The 17189-nt window shown below is 64.8% G+C and carries 19 protein-coding genes; 9 read left to right on the plus strand and 10 right to left on the minus strand.

Annotated elements, in window-relative coordinates:
• Positions 1-10: 10 nt before the first annotated feature.
• The 5 genes from IB258_RS28860 to IB258_RS28880 all read right to left on the minus strand — a co-directional run bounded on the left by IB258_RS28860 (position 11) and on the right by IB258_RS28880 (position 5708).
• The gene (locus IB258_RS28860; RefSeq protein WP_125472045.1) at positions 11-1753 is read right to left on the minus strand and encodes a diguanylate cyclase; all 1743 of its coding nucleotides are present in this window, start codon (positions 1751-1753) and stop codon (positions 11-13) included.
• Between the two features lie 71 nt (positions 1754-1824).
• Entirely contained in the window at positions 1825-2091 is a 267-nt protein-coding gene (locus tag IB258_RS28865; RefSeq protein WP_175163501.1) for a transposase, read from the minus strand.
• An 88-nt stretch (positions 2092-2179) separates the two neighbouring features.
• The gene (locus IB258_RS28870; protein ID WP_119451418.1) at positions 2180-3271 is read right to left on the minus strand and encodes a M14 family metallopeptidase; all 1092 of its coding nucleotides are present in this window, start codon (positions 3269-3271) and stop codon (positions 2180-2182) included.
• A complete protein-coding gene (locus IB258_RS28875; protein WP_192353534.1) occupies positions 3271-4362 on the minus strand; it encodes a M14 family metallopeptidase in 1092 nt (363 codons plus the stop codon). Before IB258_RS28875 ends, IB258_RS28870 begins: the two co-directional genes overlap by 1 nt.
• Positions 4362-5708: an MFS transporter gene (locus tag IB258_RS28880; RefSeq protein WP_192353535.1), complete on the minus strand. Its 1347-nt coding sequence runs from the start codon at positions 5706-5708 to the stop codon at positions 4362-4364. Before IB258_RS28880 ends, IB258_RS28875 begins: the two co-directional genes overlap by 1 nt.
• Positions 5709-6333: 625 nt before the next feature.
• Here IB258_RS28880 and IB258_RS28885 point away from each other — a divergent pair.
• Positions 6334-7299 (plus strand): LysR substrate-binding domain-containing protein, encoded by a 966-nt coding sequence (locus tag IB258_RS28885; protein ID WP_054457570.1) that lies wholly within the window; start codon positions 6334-6336, stop codon positions 7297-7299.
• Positions 7300-7324: 25 nt separating this feature from the next.
• Here the strand turns inward: IB258_RS28885 and IB258_RS28890 are convergent, their stop codons facing one another.
• Positions 7325-8065, minus strand: coding sequence for a helix-turn-helix transcriptional regulator (locus IB258_RS28890; RefSeq protein ID WP_225589009.1), 741 nt, complete (start codon positions 8063-8065; stop codon positions 7325-7327).
• Positions 8066-8237: 172 nt separating this feature from the next.
• Between IB258_RS28890 and IB258_RS28895 the strand changes: the two genes are divergently transcribed.
• The 5 genes from IB258_RS28895 to IB258_RS28915 are packed head-to-tail and all read left to right on the plus strand — an operon-like array spanning position 8238 to position 12656.
• Positions 8238-9881, plus strand: coding sequence for an FAD-dependent monooxygenase (locus tag IB258_RS28895; RefSeq protein WP_192329688.1), 1644 nt, complete (start codon positions 8238-8240; stop codon positions 9879-9881).
• On the plus strand, positions 9878-10081 hold the full coding sequence (locus IB258_RS28900; RefSeq protein WP_054457567.1) for a hypothetical protein: 204 nt from the start codon (positions 9878-9880) through the stop codon (positions 10079-10081). The genes IB258_RS28895 and IB258_RS28900 overlap by 4 nt, the downstream gene beginning before the upstream one ends.
• 30 nt (positions 10082-10111) lie before the next feature.
• Entirely contained in the window at positions 10112-11089 is a 978-nt protein-coding gene (locus IB258_RS28905) for a tripartite tricarboxylate transporter substrate binding protein (protein ID WP_192329690.1), read from the plus strand.
• A gap of 8 nt (positions 11090-11097) precedes the next feature.
• On the plus strand, positions 11098-11640 hold the full coding sequence (locus IB258_RS28910) for a VOC family protein (RefSeq protein WP_054457565.1): 543 nt from the start codon (positions 11098-11100) through the stop codon (positions 11638-11640).
• Positions 11637-12656 (plus strand): fumarylacetoacetate hydrolase family protein, encoded by a 1020-nt coding sequence (locus IB258_RS28915; protein WP_119451419.1) that lies wholly within the window; start codon positions 11637-11639, stop codon positions 12654-12656. Before IB258_RS28910 ends, IB258_RS28915 begins: the two co-directional genes overlap by 4 nt.
• Before the next feature lie 11 nt (positions 12657-12667).
• Here the strand turns inward: IB258_RS28915 and IB258_RS28920 are convergent, their stop codons facing one another.
• The 3 genes from IB258_RS28920 to IB258_RS28930 form a co-directional block, all read right to left on the minus strand.
• Positions 12668-12955 carry a hypothetical protein gene (locus tag IB258_RS28920; protein WP_054457563.1) on the minus strand — a complete coding sequence of 96 codons (288 nt, stop codon included), beginning with the start codon at positions 12953-12955 and terminating at the stop codon, positions 12668-12670.
• Between the two features lie 110 nt (positions 12956-13065).
• Positions 13066-13485 carry a hypothetical protein gene (locus tag IB258_RS28925; protein WP_054457562.1) on the minus strand — a complete coding sequence of 140 codons (420 nt, stop codon included), beginning with the start codon at positions 13483-13485 and terminating at the stop codon, positions 13066-13068.
• On the minus strand, positions 13482-13922 hold the full coding sequence (locus IB258_RS28930) for a Fur family transcriptional regulator (protein WP_054457561.1): 441 nt from the start codon (positions 13920-13922) through the stop codon (positions 13482-13484). Before IB258_RS28930 ends, IB258_RS28925 begins: the two co-directional genes overlap by 4 nt.
• A gap of 104 nt (positions 13923-14026) precedes the next feature.
• On the opposite strand from IB258_RS28930, the gene IB258_RS28935 reads away from it, so the two are divergent.
• Together IB258_RS28935 and IB258_RS28940 are read left to right on the plus strand one after the other, a co-directional pair.
• Positions 14027-14809, plus strand: coding sequence for an AraC family transcriptional regulator (locus IB258_RS28935; RefSeq protein WP_192353536.1), 783 nt, complete (start codon positions 14027-14029; stop codon positions 14807-14809).
• Between the two features lie 188 nt (positions 14810-14997).
• The gene (locus tag IB258_RS28940) at positions 14998-15861 is read left to right on the plus strand and encodes a carboxylesterase (RefSeq protein WP_054457560.1); all 864 of its coding nucleotides are present in this window, start codon (positions 14998-15000) and stop codon (positions 15859-15861) included.
• Positions 15862-15869: 8 nt separating this feature from the next.
• On the opposite strand, the gene IB258_RS28945 is transcribed toward IB258_RS28940, so the two are convergent.
• The gene (locus IB258_RS28945) at positions 15870-16331 is read right to left on the minus strand and encodes a YkgJ family cysteine cluster protein (RefSeq protein WP_059373686.1); all 462 of its coding nucleotides are present in this window, start codon (positions 16329-16331) and stop codon (positions 15870-15872) included.
• A gap of 238 nt (positions 16332-16569) precedes the next feature.
• Between IB258_RS28945 and IB258_RS28950 the strand changes: the two genes are divergently transcribed.
• Entirely contained in the window at positions 16570-17175 is a 606-nt protein-coding gene (locus IB258_RS28950; RefSeq protein ID WP_119451423.1) for a DNA-3-methyladenine glycosylase I, read from the plus strand.
• The last annotated feature ends 14 nt before the right edge of the window (positions 17176-17189 follow it).

Genomic DNA, 17189 nt, shown 5'->3' on the forward strand with positions numbered 1-17189 from the left:
ATCCATCGATTTATCGCGCCGGGTTGTCGGATTGCGTGATGACACAGTTGCGGCCAGAGGCCTTGGCGCGATAGAGCAGTGCGTCCGCTTGCTTCAGCAACGCGTCGATATCGCTGATTTCATCTGCCCGCGCGCAGACCACGCCAAAGCTGCTGGTGATCGACGTTATGGTCCTGCCGTCGGCAGGGACCGTCAGGCGTTCGATGCGGCGGCGCATGCTCTGCGCCATTGCGCTTGCTTGCGCCATGCTGGGAACCGTGCATAGCACCGCGAATTCTTCGCCGCCGATGCGCGCAACGATGTCGGTGCGCCGCCATGTCTGATGGCATGCCTGGGCCACCGCCACCAGCACGTTGTCGCCGCCGGCGTGGCCGTAGGAATCGTTGATCCGCTTGAAATGATCGATGTCGAAGACGATCAAAGTCAGCATCTGTTCCAGCTCATGCAGGCTTGCGCACAAGGCTACGGCGCGGACGTGAAATGCGCGACGGTTGAGCAGCCCCGTGAGGAAGTCTGTCTCCGCCAAGGTCGCCAGATCGGCGATGAGCCGCTCGCGTTCATGCTCTGTCCGGGACTTGGCGATGGCGTCCTCCTTCAATCTCTGAATGGCGTCGAACAGGCCGCGGACTTCCTTCCGATAGCCGGCGCCGGAGATTGGCGCGGGGGCGTTGTCATTGATGGAGTTGATGATTTCGGTGGCCACGACGAACGGTCGTATCAGACGCCAGCGGAACTTGGTGAATCCCCAGGTGGCGGCCAGCAACAGCACGATGGCGACCGCTGTGGTCGTGACCAGTTCCGTCACCGCGTTGACGCGTTGCCGTTCCAGGAGCTTTTCCAATACGCTCAGCACTTCATCGCGGAAGTCGACGATGGATTGCATCAGCGGAACATAACGCTCCTGCGTGCCCGCCTGCGGACTGGGCGAGTCCGCGCTTGAAGGCGGCGTGTGGCGCAAGGTTTCGATGTACTCCAGGCCTGCGCCAAAATACTCAAACTGAACTCGGGGATACGCGCGCGTCTCGAGGTCCGCATGGGTGGAAAGCTGTACTTCAAGCAACGCACGCAATTGCGAAACGCGTCCAAGCTGCTGTTCGATGCGTTGCGTTTCCAAGTCACTGAGAGGGCGACGCTGAACCTGTGCGGGCATGAAGGAGGATCCCAGCAGGCCGGCTTGTTCGCGCAGGCCTGCAGCAAGCATGGCAATGGTCATGAGGCCGGGGCTTTCCACTTCATGTCGGATCACGACGGCCGAGTTGTCGAGCGCGGTTTCCTCGAGAGCGGGAATGAGCCCGGCCATGATGACCACCACGTCATTCAGCTCTTGCGCGCTGATCAGCGCACGCGGCCTGGCGATGAGCCGATCTGCGGCGGCGCGGTGTTGGACCAGGGTCCGCGCGATGTGCTGGATGGTGGCTCGGACATCCCTGCAACTGTCGCAGCTGCGGGTTCGGTGCAGTTCCAGCAGCTCGGCAATTCTGTTGTCGCTGGCGTTGCGCGCGAGTTGTAGTTCTTGCTGTCTGGCCTCGGATACCGGCTGGCCTTCAATCAGCGCCGCATTCATCGAACCGCGTTCCATCAGGACGGTAGCCATCGCCTCCAGCGTGCCCTGGACGACGCCCAGGCTCGACATGGCATCGCGCGCCGCCGCGTGGGCCCGCCAGCTATGCGTAAGTTGAATGCCTATCAGCGCGCTGACCGGGATGAGCACGCCGATGACATAGGCCACCGTGTAGCGGTTCAGGGATTTCAAAAGAACGGTGCGGACGAAGAGATTTCAACAGGCGGGAGGGATAGCGGCAGACTTGCCGCGTCGCGCGCGATTCACTCCTTGGCTCCGAGCGTGTCCTGCAGTATCACTTTGTTGAGCGCCAGGATGGCGATCAGGCGTTCAAGCCGGTTGCACTCGCTTTCCAGCTTGTTCAGCAACTTCAGTTCAGAGGACGCAAGCCCGTCGTAATGCGTCTTCCACTCGTGGAAAATCGCTACGCTCACGCCCATGCGCTTGCAGATGTCAGACATCGGCGTGCCAAGCGTCGCCTGTCTCAACGCATGCCTGATCTGTTCTTCCGTAAAGCCCAACCGATCCATGTTATGCACCCCCCGTATCCTGAGACGAAGTCAATTCCTTTCAAACCATGAGCGCGTACACCCCGAGCAATCGCTTTGACTCATTGCGTCAAGCTACCTGCAAGCCGCGTAGCGCCTGTAGCACTGCAACCCGGGTTTGTCCCAGCACCATGCCGTGCCAATTCGCCTCGTTGCAATAGAACGCGTCCAGCGTGGTCTGCAGGATGGTCCGCCGCAATTCGTCCGGCGCTTCGGGGTGCGCGTGCAGCCAGTTCCTGCCGCACAACGCATGCACCATGGCGTCGAAACGGACAGCCCCGAAAACAATGGCCATGGACGTCGGCAGCGACAAAGGACAGGCCTGATAAATCAGATCGGCAAGCTGGCCGGAGATATCTACCGACACCGAGTTGCCTTGATAGGGAACGGTAATGTCGCTTCCCCACCACTGGCGTGCGCGCGCCACTTCGGCGTCGTCGTGGCGGCCGGCGTAGAGTTTTTCGCCGTGGCCGCGCGGTCCCCAGCCGGTGTGCACGTCGATCCAGCCGATATGGGTACGCGTACGCGCATGCTCGTGCAGGATACGGCGCAGGTTTTGCAGCGATGCCGCCGGACGGTCACCGCCATAGAACAGGCCGTTGGCGTGCGAATACTGGCCCCGCGAGACCGCTTGCGCGAATGTGGACTGGCCGTGTTCGGCGATGTACTGGGCGATCAGTTGCTGGTTGGATTCTGTGGGGGGCCATTCCTCGGGCAGCAGCAGGTCGTGCAGCCTTGCGTATTCGGGGTTTGCCGGTAGCGGTCGTCCGTCGAAGGGCAGTCCGTTGCGGTTCAGGTCGATGTTGTACTCGTCCGTCCGGGCGATCCAGGAATAGCCGTAAGGATTGACCGCATGCACCAGCAGCAAGGCCACGCCGGCCTCTCGTGCGCGGGCCAGCATGACGGTATCGTCGAGCAGCGCGAGCTGGCACCCGGAGCCGCAGAATCCTTCCACTCCCAGCACGGCGGATGTCATGATGAGAATCCGATCGGCGTCGGGGTCGCCGATGTAGGCGACATCGGTGCTCAATGCCTCGCCTTCGCTGCCGGTCTGGTCGATGCCATAGGAGTGGAACGAATCGGCGAGCGGCCTGGCCGCCTGCGCAAAACGCTCGCGCGCCTGGGCGTAGCTGCGGGAAAAGTAGCTCGCGCTGGTTAGCATCAGGCCTCCTGTAAGCCGGACAGGGCTTGCAGAACGGCCACGCGGCTTTGGCCCAGGATCATGCCGTGCCAATCGGCGGCGTTGCAGTAGAACGCATCCAGCGTGGCGTTCAGGATGGCGTCGCGCTTGGCGTCGTCGGCCTCTGGATGAGCGAGCAACCAGTTGCGGCCGCGCAGCGCTTCGATCATGACGTCAAGGGGCACGGTGCCGAACTCCAGCGCCATCGGCGTGTGCAAGGCGTCCGGACAAGTCTGGTAGATCAGGCCCGCCAACTGGCCGGTAATGTCCACCGATGCGGAACTGCCTTCGTAGGGAACCGCGATATCGCTGCCCCACCATTGGCGGGCCCTGGCGACCGCGGCAGCGTCGCGGCGGCCCGCGTAGATTTTCTCGCCGTGACCGCGAGGCCCCAATCCTGTATGCACGTCGATCCAGCCGATATGCTTGCTGCGACTGCCGTGCTGTTGCAGGATATGGCGCAGATTCAGTAGCGACGCAGTGGTGTGGTTGCCGCCGTAGAACAGGCCGTCGGCGTGCGTGTACTGTCCGCGGGTCACGACCTGGGCAAAAGCCGCCCGGCCGTGCTCGGCGAGGTAGGCTTCGATTCGCGCGATGTTCGACGGGGCGGGCGGCCATTCCTTGGGCAGCAGCAGATCATGTACTTCGGCATATCCAGGGTTCTGCGGCAGGGGGCGACCGTCGAAGATCTGGTCATTGCGGTTCAGGTCGACATTGTCTTCGTTCGTACGCGCCAGCCAGGAAAACCCGTAAGGGTTGATTGCGTGCACGAGCAGCAACGCCACGCCGGCCCTGCGGGCGCGTTCCAGCATGGCGGCGTCGTCCAGCAGGGCCAGTTGGCAGCCCGAGCCGCAAAAGCCTTCCACGCCATGCGTGGCGGAGGTCATGATCAACAGCCGTTCCGCGTCCGGCGGGCCGATCAACGCGACATCGGTTGCCAACGCTTCGCCTGCGCGGCCCGCGGGTTCGATGACGTAGGAGTGAAAGTGCGTGGCCAGTGGTTTGGCCGCGAGCACGAAACGGTGGCGAGCCTCTTCGTAGCTGCGCGAGAAGTAGCTGGAACCGAGCTGCATCAGGCCTCCTGAGCGTCGATGTCGTCGTGGGTGCGGTCGTCGATCCAGAACAGCACCACTGTTGAAAGCGCTATCGCCACCATCAGGAACCACGCCGGCGCCATGGAGTTGCCGGTCACGTGCAGCAGCCAGGTCACGAAGAACTGCGCGAAGCCGCCGAACACGGAGATGCCCAGTCCGTACACGACCGACATGCCCGTCGTGCGTACGGCCTTGGGGAAGAGTTCGGGAAGCATCGTGAATGCCGGCGCCGACTGCAGCGCCACCAGTACCGCAAACAGGGCGACGAGCAACATCAGCCGTTCGGTGCTGGGTGCGGTCATCAGCCACTGGAAGCAGGGCAGCAGGACGATCAGGGTCGCCAGGCGCGACCAGAAGATCACGCGCTTGCGGCCATAGCGGTCCGCAAGCATGCCGACAAATGGCGCAATCAGGAAGCCGACAGCGCCGAACACGACGCTTGCCGACAGCGTGGACGTCGCCGGCAAGCCCAATTCCCGGTTGGCATAGGCTGGCATGTAGAAGCTGAGGATCTGCGTGCTGACCATGCCGCCGATGAGCAACAGGATGCCCTTGAGTATGGTGACCTTGTAGTCGGCGAAGACGCGGCGCAAAGGTTGGTGAGTGGTGGCGCGGTGCGCGGTCGCGCGTTGCGGTTTGCCGGTGTTTTGAGGCGAGCTGGTCAGCGTTTCTTCGAGGTTCCGGCGGATGTAGGCGCCCACGGGCACGGTCAGGATGCCGATCACGAATGGCACGCGCCAGCCCCAGGCCTGCATCTGTTCCGTTGTCAGTCCCATGGTCAGCAGCGTCACGACCAGTGCGCCAAGCATTACGCCCAGCGACTGGCTGCCGAACTGCCAACTGGAATAGAAGGCGCGCTTGCCTCGTGGCGCATGTTCAACCAGCAGGGTGGTGGAGGCGCCGACCTCGCCGCCCGCGGCGAAGCCCTGGATCAGTCGGGCCAGCACCATCATGACCGGGCCGACCATGCCCATTTGCGCATACGTGGGGGCCACGGCGATCAAGGCACAGCCCAGGCCCATCATCCACAGCGTCAGCGTCATGGCCGCACGGCGGCCGTGGCGGTCGGCATAGGAGCCGATGAGCATGCCGCCCACGGGGCGCATCAGGAATCCGACGCCAAAGGTGGCGGTGGTCAAGAGCAATTGGCCGTAGCCCGAGGCGGCCGGGAAGAACAGCGGGCCGAGCACCAGCATCAGAAAGGTGAAAACGGTGAAATCGAAGAATTCAAGTGCGTTGCCGATGGTGGTGCCAGCGATGACGCGCCGGCGCATGGACGGCGTGTAAAGCGCGTTGGACGCGGTCGCTGCGATTGCGATAGACATGGTTTCCCCTGGTGTCTGGTGAGAGGTGCGCCGATCCGTGGTCCCGGGCCTTGGGCTCGCCTCTCGAAGGGCACTATACGGATGCCCTTGGATAAGAAAAAGAAAGAAAATTCGATTTGGTGAACACTTTTTTATATAGAGCAGCCTCCCTTTCCCCCAGTGTTTTGATCCGGTCGCCAACATGGAATGGCGATTCAGATTCGGGGCGTCACGCCACAGGCGCGTCAGTGTCGTCATGGGGCGGCCACGCCGATCGGAAGGCATGGTTTTCCCTGGTGTCTCTCGGGGGGCGCGGTCTGTGCATCCTGGTCTCGGCCCCCCTTCTTTGAGAGGCACTATAAGGACGCCTTGAAATAAGAAAAAGACAGGATTTGCGTTCTAATGAATACTTTTCCTTATAGGGCGGGTGACCTGAAAAGTCCTGCGCATATACCCCGGGGGCGAATCGTGCCTTGCATGAATGGTGGCCGCGCCGGTGGCGGCGTTCCTGCCGCAGGCTGCCGGTGAATTCCGCGCGAGCACATCTGTGCGCCGCTGCTATATGGTTGCCATAGAATGAAAAACCGAAGTTGCGCGCAGTGATCTGTCCTTTTGTATTCCGCAAAAGTCCGCCGGAGCCGAACGCATGAACCTACGCCAATTGCGCGCCTTCGCGTTGATCGCCGAGCACGGCAGCATCCGCGCCGCGGCGCGAGCGCTCTCCGTGACGCAGCCCGCCGCGACCCGCAGCTTGCGCGAACTCGAACAGACCGTGGGGGTCGATCTCGTGCGCCGCAGCGTCAAGGGTGTGGAGCTGACTACCTACGGCGAGGCGCTGTACAAACGGGCCATCGTCATCCTGCAGGAGACCCGCCGCGCGCGTGAGGAAATCGGTCAGATGCGCGATGGTGAAGGCGGTACGTTGAACCTGGCCGTGAGTTCGGCGGCGCTGGTCGTCGTGCCGGACGCACTGGTTGCATTCCGCGCGCGCATGCCGCGCGTGGCGGTTTCGTTCAATGAAGTGGCGCCGCCTTACAGCCATGAGCAGCTGGAGTCCGGACGCTACGATTTTCTGGTGCAAACCGAGTACGACGGCGAGATCATCGACGGTTTCGCGCATCGTCCGCTGTTCACGCTGCCGCTCGCGGTCGGCGCGCGTCTGGGGCATCCGCTGCGCAAGGCGCGCAGCCTGGCTGAGTTGCATGACGCGCCCTGGCTCGTGCCGGGTAACCCGGAAGCCCCCACAAACCTGCTGAGGCTGGCTTTCGCCGCGCACGGCCTGTCTTTGCCGCGCGACACCATTTCCTGCCATTCGGTGGCAGTGGCGTTGGCCATCATGGCAAAAAGCGATGCGCTGGGCATTTTCGTACGCCCTTTGTTCGAGCATGACCTCCTGCCGGCGAACATGCGCATGATGCCGTTGGCGCATGAGTTGCCTTCTGCCCGCATTTCGATCCTGGCAAAAAAGGAGTCGCCGCCCACGCCGGCCGCCGAGTGCTTCATCGATTGCCTGATCGCCACACGGGACTCCATGTTCGCTGCCTCCAAGGAAGGGCGGTCCAGCGCGCAAAAATCCGGTCTCATGGACTCCGCGGGACTGGCCCTGCCGTGATGCCGGCTGTCGCCCGGAAGTTGGGTCAGCGCGCCGGCCTGCCGCGCTTGGGAAGGCTCGCGCCCAGCAGCGCCATGAGCTCCCGATGGTTGCGCACGCCCAGATGCTGGAAGGCCCGGTAGCGATAGGTCAGGGCAGTGGTCTCGGACACGCCCATTTCCAGGGCTGCTTCCTTGGTGGTCAGTCCGTCGAGCACATGCGTGATCAGTTGCCGTTCGCGGCCCGATAGCTTGGTCAAGAGTTGTACCTGCAGCGGCTGGTCCGCGGGCGCGCGCCGGGTCACCTGGACATGGCGCATGACTGCCGCCGCGATCAGCGACGCGTGTTGCGACATGCGCTCGAAGTCCTTGGGACCGTAGTCCGGATACGAAAAGTTCCGGTGCAGACTGACCGCCACCCGGTAGCCGTCAGGGAACACGGCCAGCAGCGACATGCGTTCGCGTATGCCGGGCTCGTCATAGCAGACGCGGCGGTAGTGGGCATCGGCGACCTCTTCGGCGAATTGATGCCCGATCCAGAGTTGGCGCGCTTTGGCGGGTTTGCGCCGGGACAGCCAGATCATGTTGGAGTCCTGCTTGTCGAAGCCCAGGCGCATGTATTCGATGGCGGTCAGCGTTGCGACTTCACCGATGGCGCTGGCGCTCGAAACGGCTTCCACACGCCCGCTGCTGCGCAGCGCAAACACCGTGCAATGACTGGCGGGCAAGGTGGTGCCCAGCGCGTCCAGCACCCCGGCGGCGAAGTTTTCGGCGCCGATTGCATTCATCAGTGCAATGCTCAGCGCTTGGCCGGGAGGAAGGGGCCGCGGCGGCAGCGGCAGCAATTTCATAGCGGGTTAGTCTGTCCTGATTAATTAGGACATATTAACCAGTCCGGCCCCGCAGAATATGACGCAAGCCAATACGGCCTTTTTTTGATGACACGTTCAGGACTTGCGCATGCCCTTGGAAAGAATCGGACCCTTCGAGTACCGGCGCTACCCGCCGTCGCTGCCCCGGCTCAACGCGGAAGGCGGTGAGGCCCGGCATCATCGCGTGCTGATTGCGGGCGGCGGTCCGGTGGGGCTGGCGGCCGCGCTGGGTCTGGCCCGACTGGGCCTGGACAGCGTGGTGATCGAGGCCGACGACTCGGTCTGCGAGGGCAGCCGCGCGGCCTGTATTTCGCGCCGCAGCCTGGAAATCCTGGACCGCCTGGGCGTGGCGCCGGCCTTCATGGAAAAAGGCCTGGCCTGGACCCGGGGCCGCAGCTTTTACGGCACCGAGGAGGTGCTGGTGTTCGACATGCCGTCGACGCCGGGCGACAAGTACCCGCCGATGATCAATCTGCAGCAGTACTACATCGAACAGTTCCTGCTGGACGCCATCGACGACATCAATGGCCGCTTCCCGGGGCGGGTGGATATTCGCTGGGCCAGCAAGGTGGTCGAATGCCGTCCCGACACCGGGGGCGTGAGCGTGCGGGTCGAAAATCCGCTGGGCAGCTACGAGACGCGCGCCGACTGGCTGCTGGCCTGCGATGGTGGCCAGAGCTTCATACGCTCCAGCCTGGGTCTGGAGCTGAAGGGTACGGGCTATCAAGGCCGCTACGCGATCGTCGATATCGAGCTCGCCAGCGACCATCCTGCGGAGCGCCGCGCCTGGTTCGACCCGCCCTGGGCGCGCGGGACCACCATCCTGATGCATCGCCAGCCGGACAACATCTGGCGGGTGGACTATCAACTGGCGGCCGGCGCGGATGCCGCGCAAGCCTTGCAGCCGGATCAGGTGCAGGCATTCGTGCAGACGCATCTGGACGCCATCGGCGAAGGACATCTGCCCTGGACGCCGGTGTGGACTTCGGTGTACCGCGCGGGCGCGATGACGCTGGATGCCTATCGGCATGGCCGCATCCTGTTCGCTGGCAACGCCGCGCATGCCATGCCGATTTTCGGCGTGCGCGGCTTGAACTCAGGTTTTGACGATGCCGACAACCTGGTCTGGAAGCTGGCGGCCGTGCTGCAAGGCAAGGGCGCGGATGCTCTGCTGGACAGCTATTGCGGCGAACGGCGGCAGGCGTTCCACATCAATGCCGAGAACGCCATGCGCAGTACCGAGTTCATGTCGCCGCCGCATCGCGGCTTCGATCTGATGCGCGAGGCCTGCCTGTCGCTGGCGGGCCGGCATCCGGGCATCGCGCGCCTGGTCAATCCGCGGCAGACGCGAGCCATCGCCTATGCGGGATCGCCCTTGTCGACGGATGACGAGGGCGGGGGCGATTGGGCGCCAGGCGCGCCGCTGACGGACGGCGGGACGGCGGGCGGCGGGCACCTGACCGATCTGCTGACGCCTGGCAGTTTCACTTTGTTGGCGTTCGGCGGCTGGCCGGAACAGGAGGCGCTGGAAGCGCTGACGGCTTCGCCTGCGTGGCGGTTTCTGCCTTGCCGTTGTGCCGCGCCTGCGGCGCACGCGGAGTCGCCGCAGGCCGGCATGGCCTATCTGTTGCGGCCCGACGGCCATGTCTGCGGCCGGTGGCGTTCGCCATCGCTGGACACCGTGCTGTCCGCCATCGAACGCGCCTGCGGGGCGCAAGGAGCCATTCAATGATTGTCGACGCCGCGGTCCAGGACCGTATCTATGCCCGCTGCAGCAACGCCATCGCGACCGCCGGGCGCGGGCGTGAGTCCTTGTTTCTGGCGCGCCTGGCCCTGCTGTTGTTCGAGCAGGTCCAGGACGAGCAGCGTTGCCTGGACGCCATCGAGCACGCCTTGCTTGACCTGCCCAATCCCTCGCTTTCAGCCGACTGACCGGCGACGACCATTCCAAAGGAGACAGACTTGAACCGACGCCATTTCCTCGCGGCGCTTGGGGCCTCGGCCCTGGCCGCAGCCACGCCGCTGGCCCGCGCCCAGGGCAAGTATCCCGACCAACTGATCAAGTGGGTGGTGCCGTATCCCGCGGGCGGAGGCACCGACAACCTCGCGCGCACGCTGGCCGAGTCCATGCGCGCCGCGCTGGGCCAGCAGATCATCATCGACAACCGGCCGGGGGCCGCGACCAATATCGGCGCGGAGCAGGTCGCCAACGCCAAGCCCGACGGCTACACCGTCATGTCGGCGGACAACGGCGTGCTGGCCTTTAACGAGCACCTGTTCCGCAAGCTGGCCTTCAGTCCGGAAAAGGACTTCACCTATATCGGGGCCATCGGCAAGTTTCCGCTGGTGCTGGTGGTGAATCCGGCGTTTCCGGCTGCGGACTTCAAGACGTTCATGGCGCGCGTGCAGGCCGAGCCGGGCAAGGTGGACTACGCCTCGGTCGGCAACGGCTCGCCGCATCATCTGGCCATGGAGCTGTTCCAGAGCCGGACCGGCGCCCGTCTGACCCACGTGCCTTACCGCGGCGCTGCGCCCGCCATGCAGGACGTGATGGGCGGGCAGGTGCCGGTGATGTTCCTGGACCTGGCTTCGGGCGCGTCCATCATCAAGGCCGGCAAGGTGCGGCCGCTGGCCATCGGCTCGCAGGCCCGTTCGTCGCTGCTGCCGGATGTGCCGACGCTGGCCGAACTGGGCGTGCCGGACGCCGAGGTGTTCGCGTTCCAGGGCATGCTCGGCCCCAAGGGCATGCCGGCGCCAGCGGTCGCGCGCCTGAACCAGGAGCTGAATGCGGCGCTGGCCAATCCCGCCGTGGTGAAACGCTTTGCCGAGTTCGGCTTCGAGCCGCTGCCCGGAACGCCTGATGAATTCAGGACTCTGGCGCGCGCCGAATCGGCCCGCTGGGGCGAAGTCATCCGCGCCAACAAGATCTCGCTCGATTGAGGAATCGCATGGACCATACTGCCGCTCGTCCCGTGCAGGGACTGCATCACTTCGCCTGGCGCTGCCGGGATGCCGAGGAGACCCGACGCTTCTACGAAGACCTGTTGGGCTTGCCGCTGGTGCATGTCATCAAGAAGGACTCCGTGCCCAGCACCGGTGAATTCTGCCCCTATGTGCATATTTTTTTCCGCATGCGGGACGGCTCCTGCATCGCGTTTTTCGACCTGGGTGACCAGACCGCGGCGCTGCCATCGCCGAACACGCCCGGGTGGGTCAATCACATAGCCCTGCGGGTGCCGCAGCGCGACGATCTGCTTGCCATGAAGGCGCGGCTGGAGGCCCATGGCGTGGAAGTGGTCGGCGTTACGGACCACGACAGCTACATCGAATCGATCTATTTCTTCGATCCCAACGGCCTGCGGCTGGAGCTGACGGTCGAAGTGGCCGCGCCCGAAGTCGTCGAGGGTTACGTGCGGGAGGCCCGCGCGGCGCTGGACCGCTGGACCGAGGACAAGCGGGGCGCCGCGGCGGCGCCGGGGAGACTGGCATGACCAAGCCTGCCTTGCCATTGCGCGTGGCGACGCGCAGGAACGGCACGCGTGACGGCGAGCTGATGCTGGTGAGCCCGTCGGGCCTGCGATGGATATCCGCGGGGAGCTGCGCCGCTACGCTGCAAACCCTGCTGGATGATTGGGATGCGCTGGCGCCGCAGCTCGCCCGCCACGCGCAGGAGCTCGACGCCGCCGAGTGGGCGGGAGCGGGCGCGTTCGACGCCAGCCAGTGCATGGCCCCGTTGCCACGGGCCTATCAGTGGGCGGATGCCTCCGTCTACCGCAATCATGCGCGCTTGATCTACCAGTGGCGCCGGGAGCCTATCCCGCCGCGCTACGAAGAGGAGCCGCTGGTGTACCAGGGCGGGTCGGACGTGATGATCGGGCCGCAGGACGCCATCGTGGCGATCGACGAGGCCCATCAGGTCGACCTGGAAGCCGAGGTCGCCGTGATCACCAAGGATGTGCCCATGGGCACCGATGCCGCCCGGGCCGCCGATTTGATCGCGCTGGTGGTCCTGCTCAACGACGTGTCACTGCGCGGGCTGATTCCGGGTGAGCTCTCCAAGGGCTTTGGGTTCTACCAGAGCAAGCCGGCGACCAGCTTTGCGCCCATTGCGGTGACGCCGGACGCGCTGGGCGCCGCCTGGAAGGATTGCATGCTGGACCTGCCCGTGCGCATCGAGATCAACGGCGAACGCTTTGGCGAGCCTCACGCCAATAGCGAGATCGTCTTCAACTTCGCACAGATCATCGCGCACCTTGCCAGGACGCGCAGCCTGGCGGCAGGCAGCATCATCGGCGCGGGGACCATCAGCAATGCGGACCCGGGCGCGGGCAGCGCCTGCATTACCGAAGCGCGGGTTCGCGCGCAGCTCGACGGAGTGCCGGAAGCGCGGCTGCCGCCCTACCTGCGGCATGGCGATCGCGTGCGCATCCTGGCGCGCGGACCGGATGGCGATGCGCCGTTCGGCGCCATCGACCAACGTGTGCAAATCGCAGGAGGAGGGCGCTGACCGCGGGGATTTCAGGACAGGGTGCGCGCCGGCATGGCCGACAGATCGTGCAGGTTCAGGCCGCAGCTGCGGGCGCGCTCCGCCATCAATTCGCTATGCGCCAGGGCGCGCCGGCTTTCGTCCAGCAGCACGTCGAGCTGTTCCTGCAGGCTGGCCGCCATGGTCCAGGCGCGTTCGGAGAACCGGGCCGAGAAGCTGTCGGCACAGGCCTTGCAGATGGCTGCACCGTTCTGTTCGAGCAGCGGGGCACCTTGCGCAAGCGTCGATTGGCAAAAAATGCAGGCGAGTGCGCGATTCATGCTGGGCGGCCGGTCCTGGGGTTGAAGGGGCGCGCAACCCGGCGGGTACCAGCGCCCTGACATCAATGGACAACGGCGCTGGCGGCCAACTCTTAAATCGACGGGCCCTTCTAGTCGACGATAAAGCCCCCCGGGCCCGACTGGCCCAGCAGTTCGCGGGCGCATTGCGCCGCCTGGCCGACGGTGGCCACGGCCAGGAATGGCACGCCGAAGGCGCGGGTCATCTTTTCGCCGCGCTTGCGGATCTTGTCCAACGCTTCGGCATTGCCCTCCACGGCGATGAATGCCCGGCAGCGGGCCTTCAGGCGCGGCATGTTGGCGGTCTGCCATTCGATCATGGCCTTGCGGTCGGCCTGGCCGGCTTCCTGCCGCATGTCGGGCACGACCATGACGAAGCTCTGGGGGTTGTTTACCAGCATTTCCATTTCGCGTATCCAGCTGGCGGAATAGCCGTCGGGCGCGCCGCCATGCCTGGACGTGACGATGGGAAACTGGGACAGGTCGTGGAAGAAAAACTGTTCGTGGTTCATTCGAATTCTCCGTGAGGAAGGGCGGCGGCGTTCTTGCCGCAGCCGCAGTGGCCGTAAAGCACCAGGCTGTAGGAGTCCAGCAGGAAGCCGCTGCGCTTGGCGATCTTCCTGACCAGCTGGCCCATGGCCGGGTCGCTGGACTCAAGGATCCGTCCGCAATCGGTGCAGACCAGATGGTCGTGGTGTCCTTTGTCGTTGAGCTCGTACACGGTGGTGTGGGCGTCGAGCTGAGTTCGTTTGAGCAGGCCGGCGCCTTCAAGTTGCGTGATGACGCGATAAACGGTGGCCAGTCCGATGTTGCTGCTGTCCGAGAGCAGGTTGCGGTAGATGTCGGCCGGGCTCATGTGCAGGCCGGCGTGCTGATAGAAGAGATCCAGGATCTTCATGCGCGGGAAGGTGGCCTTGATGCCGGCATGGCGCAGTCTTGAGTGGTCCATGGGAGGTTTTCCTTGCGTGGCTGATATCCAGGTGAGAATGATGTACATTTCCAACTGGATCCGCTCACCGGAAACCGTCAACCTGTAGCTCAAACCTGCCAACCATGCTTCACGTGGCCGTTGCGCCTCCCCTGCCGGACGTATTGCTGACGCCGTTCAGCGTCCAGGGACGGCGTGAATCCAAAGGCATTGCCGTACCCTCTCATGTCCATGACGAGGGCATGCTGGTGCTCGTGCACGAGGGGCTGGTGCTGGTGCAGGCGGGCGCCCAGGTTTGGACGGTGATGCCGGGCAGTTTGGGCTGGATTCCGCCCGGCGTGCAGCACGGCGCGCGCTGGTTCGGCGAGGCGCGCGGGTCCTTCCTGTACGTGCGCCGCGACGCCTGCGGGCGCCTGCCGGACCGCTGCCGCTCCTGGCCCGCGTCCAGGCTGATCGAAGCCCTGATGGACCGCTTCACGTCGGTCCAGCCGAACACGACCTTGTCTCCCGCCTACCAGGAACAGTTGTTCGACGTGCTGCTGGAAGAGCTCAAGCAGCGCGAGCATGAACCCGTGCTGTTGCCCATGCCTGTCGATCCGCGTTTGCAGGATCTGGCCAATACGCTGCTGGACCGGCCCGACGACACCGCCGGCATCGATGAGTGGGCGCAGCGCCTGAGCATGTCCTCGCGCACGCTGATGCGCCGTTTCCGCCAGGAAACGGGCGTCACGCTGGGGCAATGGCGCCAGCAGGCGCGCTTGTTGCGCGCCCTGGAGCTGCTTTGCCGCGGCGGCTCCGTCACCGAGGCCGGCCTCTCGGTGGGTTACGAGAGCACCAGCGCCTTCATCGGCAGCTTCCGCGCCGCCTTCGGCGTGACGCCTACGCGCTACCTGGCCGAACGCGATTAGTTCAGCCCCCCGGCCGTGGGCTTTACGGATTTTCACGGTTCTCCGACAGTTTTGCCGATCTTCCCGGACACCCCCTGCCTAGTATGACGCCAGGGTCGGACAGGCCTTTTCGTCCTGCCCGCCATGCTTCAGGGGTGTTTCATGAATGACTTGTTTTTATTGGCGTTGCCGCCGTCCGGGAGTGCGCCGTGAGCCAGCAACGCGTCGGCGCGCTGCTTATCCACGGCTTGGGCGGCACCGAATTCGACATGGGCGCCATGCACAAGGTGCTGGCGCGCGCCGGGGTCGAACCCCACGGCGTGACCTTGCCCGGCCATGCCGGTTGTCCGGAAGACCTGCTTGACGTGACGGTCGAGGACTGGATGGCGGTGGTCACGCAGCGCTATCGCGAACTTTGTGCGCAATACGAGGTACTGCATGTCATCGGCATGTGCCTGGGGGCGCTGCTGGCGGTGGAGCTATGCAAGCGCGAATCGCACACGCGCGGCGCGTTGGTGTCGCTGTCCGCGCCGGTGTTCCTGGATGGATGGAGCACGCCCTGGTACCGGGCCGTGCGCTACCTGGTGTATCGCCTGCCGGGCCTGCGGCGGCGGATTCGCGTGCGCGAGGAAGATCCATATGGAGTCAAGAGCGAACTGGTGCGCGCCTTCATCAAGGCGGGGTTCGCGCGCGGCGACGGTTTCCATTACCAGTGGGTGCCGCTGGCTTGCGTGCGCCAGGTGGACCGGTTGCGCGGCATGGTGCGGCGCGGGCTGGAGCGCATGCGCTGCCCGACTCTGATCATGCATGCGGAAGAGGACGAGCTGACCAGTCCGCGCTCAGCCCGCTTCCTGGAGCGGCGCATATCCCAGTCGACGGTGGTGATGCTGGAGGACAGCTATCACATGATCTGCGTGGACCAGGAGCGCGAACGCGTGATGCGCAATGTGCTGGGCTTCCTGGGCAAGGACCCCGACATCGTCCGAATGCGCAAGCGGGTTCGGGCCCCCGCGGCCGATGTCTGCTCCGGGCAGGCGATGCTGGCGCAGGCCGGCCATTCCTGCGCCGGCTGAAACCCGACTCAGGCCGCGGCGGGCTGGTTGGGGTGCAGGGGGCCTTGCGGATCGTTCTCGGCGTCCGGCCGGGGCGGCACCGGGGCTAATCCCAGCGCCAGGCGCAGGCGCTGGCAATCCGGATTGGGCGAGCCGTCCGGCATCCAGATGTCGAATTCCCGGCACGGCGTGGGGCGGTTTTCGTAGATGGCGCAATGGATGCCGGGCTGGCCGAGTTCGCCGCGCAGCGAGATGCAGCGGCCGCCGCCGGTTTCCGTGCCCTTCATGCACGCGCGCAGCGGGCTCATCTGGGTGACCAGTTCCACCGGCACATGGCCGCCGTTCTCGCCTGCCAGTTCGCCGCAATAGAACGACACCCTGAAATGCGCACAGCACGCCCCGCAGTCCAGACAGGGGTTGGCGGCCGGGTCGTCGCCTGCCAGGACGGCGGGAGAGACGAAGGAAATAAGAGAGGACTCTAGCAGGGACATGGCGCGCGGAAGGCTGAAAACCTGTCCAGGCCCCGGCTGGCTCGCAAAACGGGCTGCATGATGCAGACCCCCCGTGCAGCGCCGGGATGCGCGCGGACAGGGCCGGCGCGGGATCAGGGCTGCAAATAGTAGCGGGATATGATCGGCGGCCGCCATGCTTTTTTGCGCATGGGCGGACTTTTATCGGGGACGTTGCTGCGGTAGCATCGGTAGCCCCGATAGCGCCCAGGAGCCTGCCTTGAACGCCAACATCGAATCCCCCGACGGTCTGATCCGTTGCGGCTGGGTGGACACGTCCGCCGAGTACATGGCCTACCACGACACTGAATGGGGCTACCCCGAGGGCGACGACCGGGCGCTGTTCGAGCAGCTTTGCCTGGAAGGATTCCAGTCGGGGTTGAGCTGGCGCACCATCCTGTCCAAGCGCGACGCCTTCCGCCGCGGCTTCGCCAACTTCGAGCCCGCCAAGGTGGCGCGCTTCGGCGAAAAAGAGGTGTTGAGGCTGCTGGACGACGCCGGCATCGTGCGCCATCGCGGCAAGATCGAAGCCGTCATCAACAATGCCGCCCGTGCGCTGGAAATGATCGAGCGCGAAGGCTCGCTGGGCGCCTACCTGTGGCGCTTCGAAGCCCCGAAGGGGGCGCCGTCGACCCGCGGCGCCTCGACCTCGGCGCAATCCGAGGCCTTGTCCAAGGCGCTGAAGAAACTGGGCTGGAAATTTGTCGGGCCCACCACCGTCTACGCCTTCATGCAGTCGGTGGGCATGGTGAATGACCACAGCCCCGATTGCCATTGCCACGCCGCCAGCGAGAAAGCCCGCAAAGCGTTCAAGCGGCCGGCGTAGCGGCCGCGGGGCAG

The organism is Achromobacter sp. ACM02 (genome assembly GCF_014851605.1).
Classification (GTDB): domain Bacteria; phylum Pseudomonadota; class Gammaproteobacteria; order Burkholderiales; family Burkholderiaceae_B; genus Achromobacter; species Achromobacter aegrifaciens.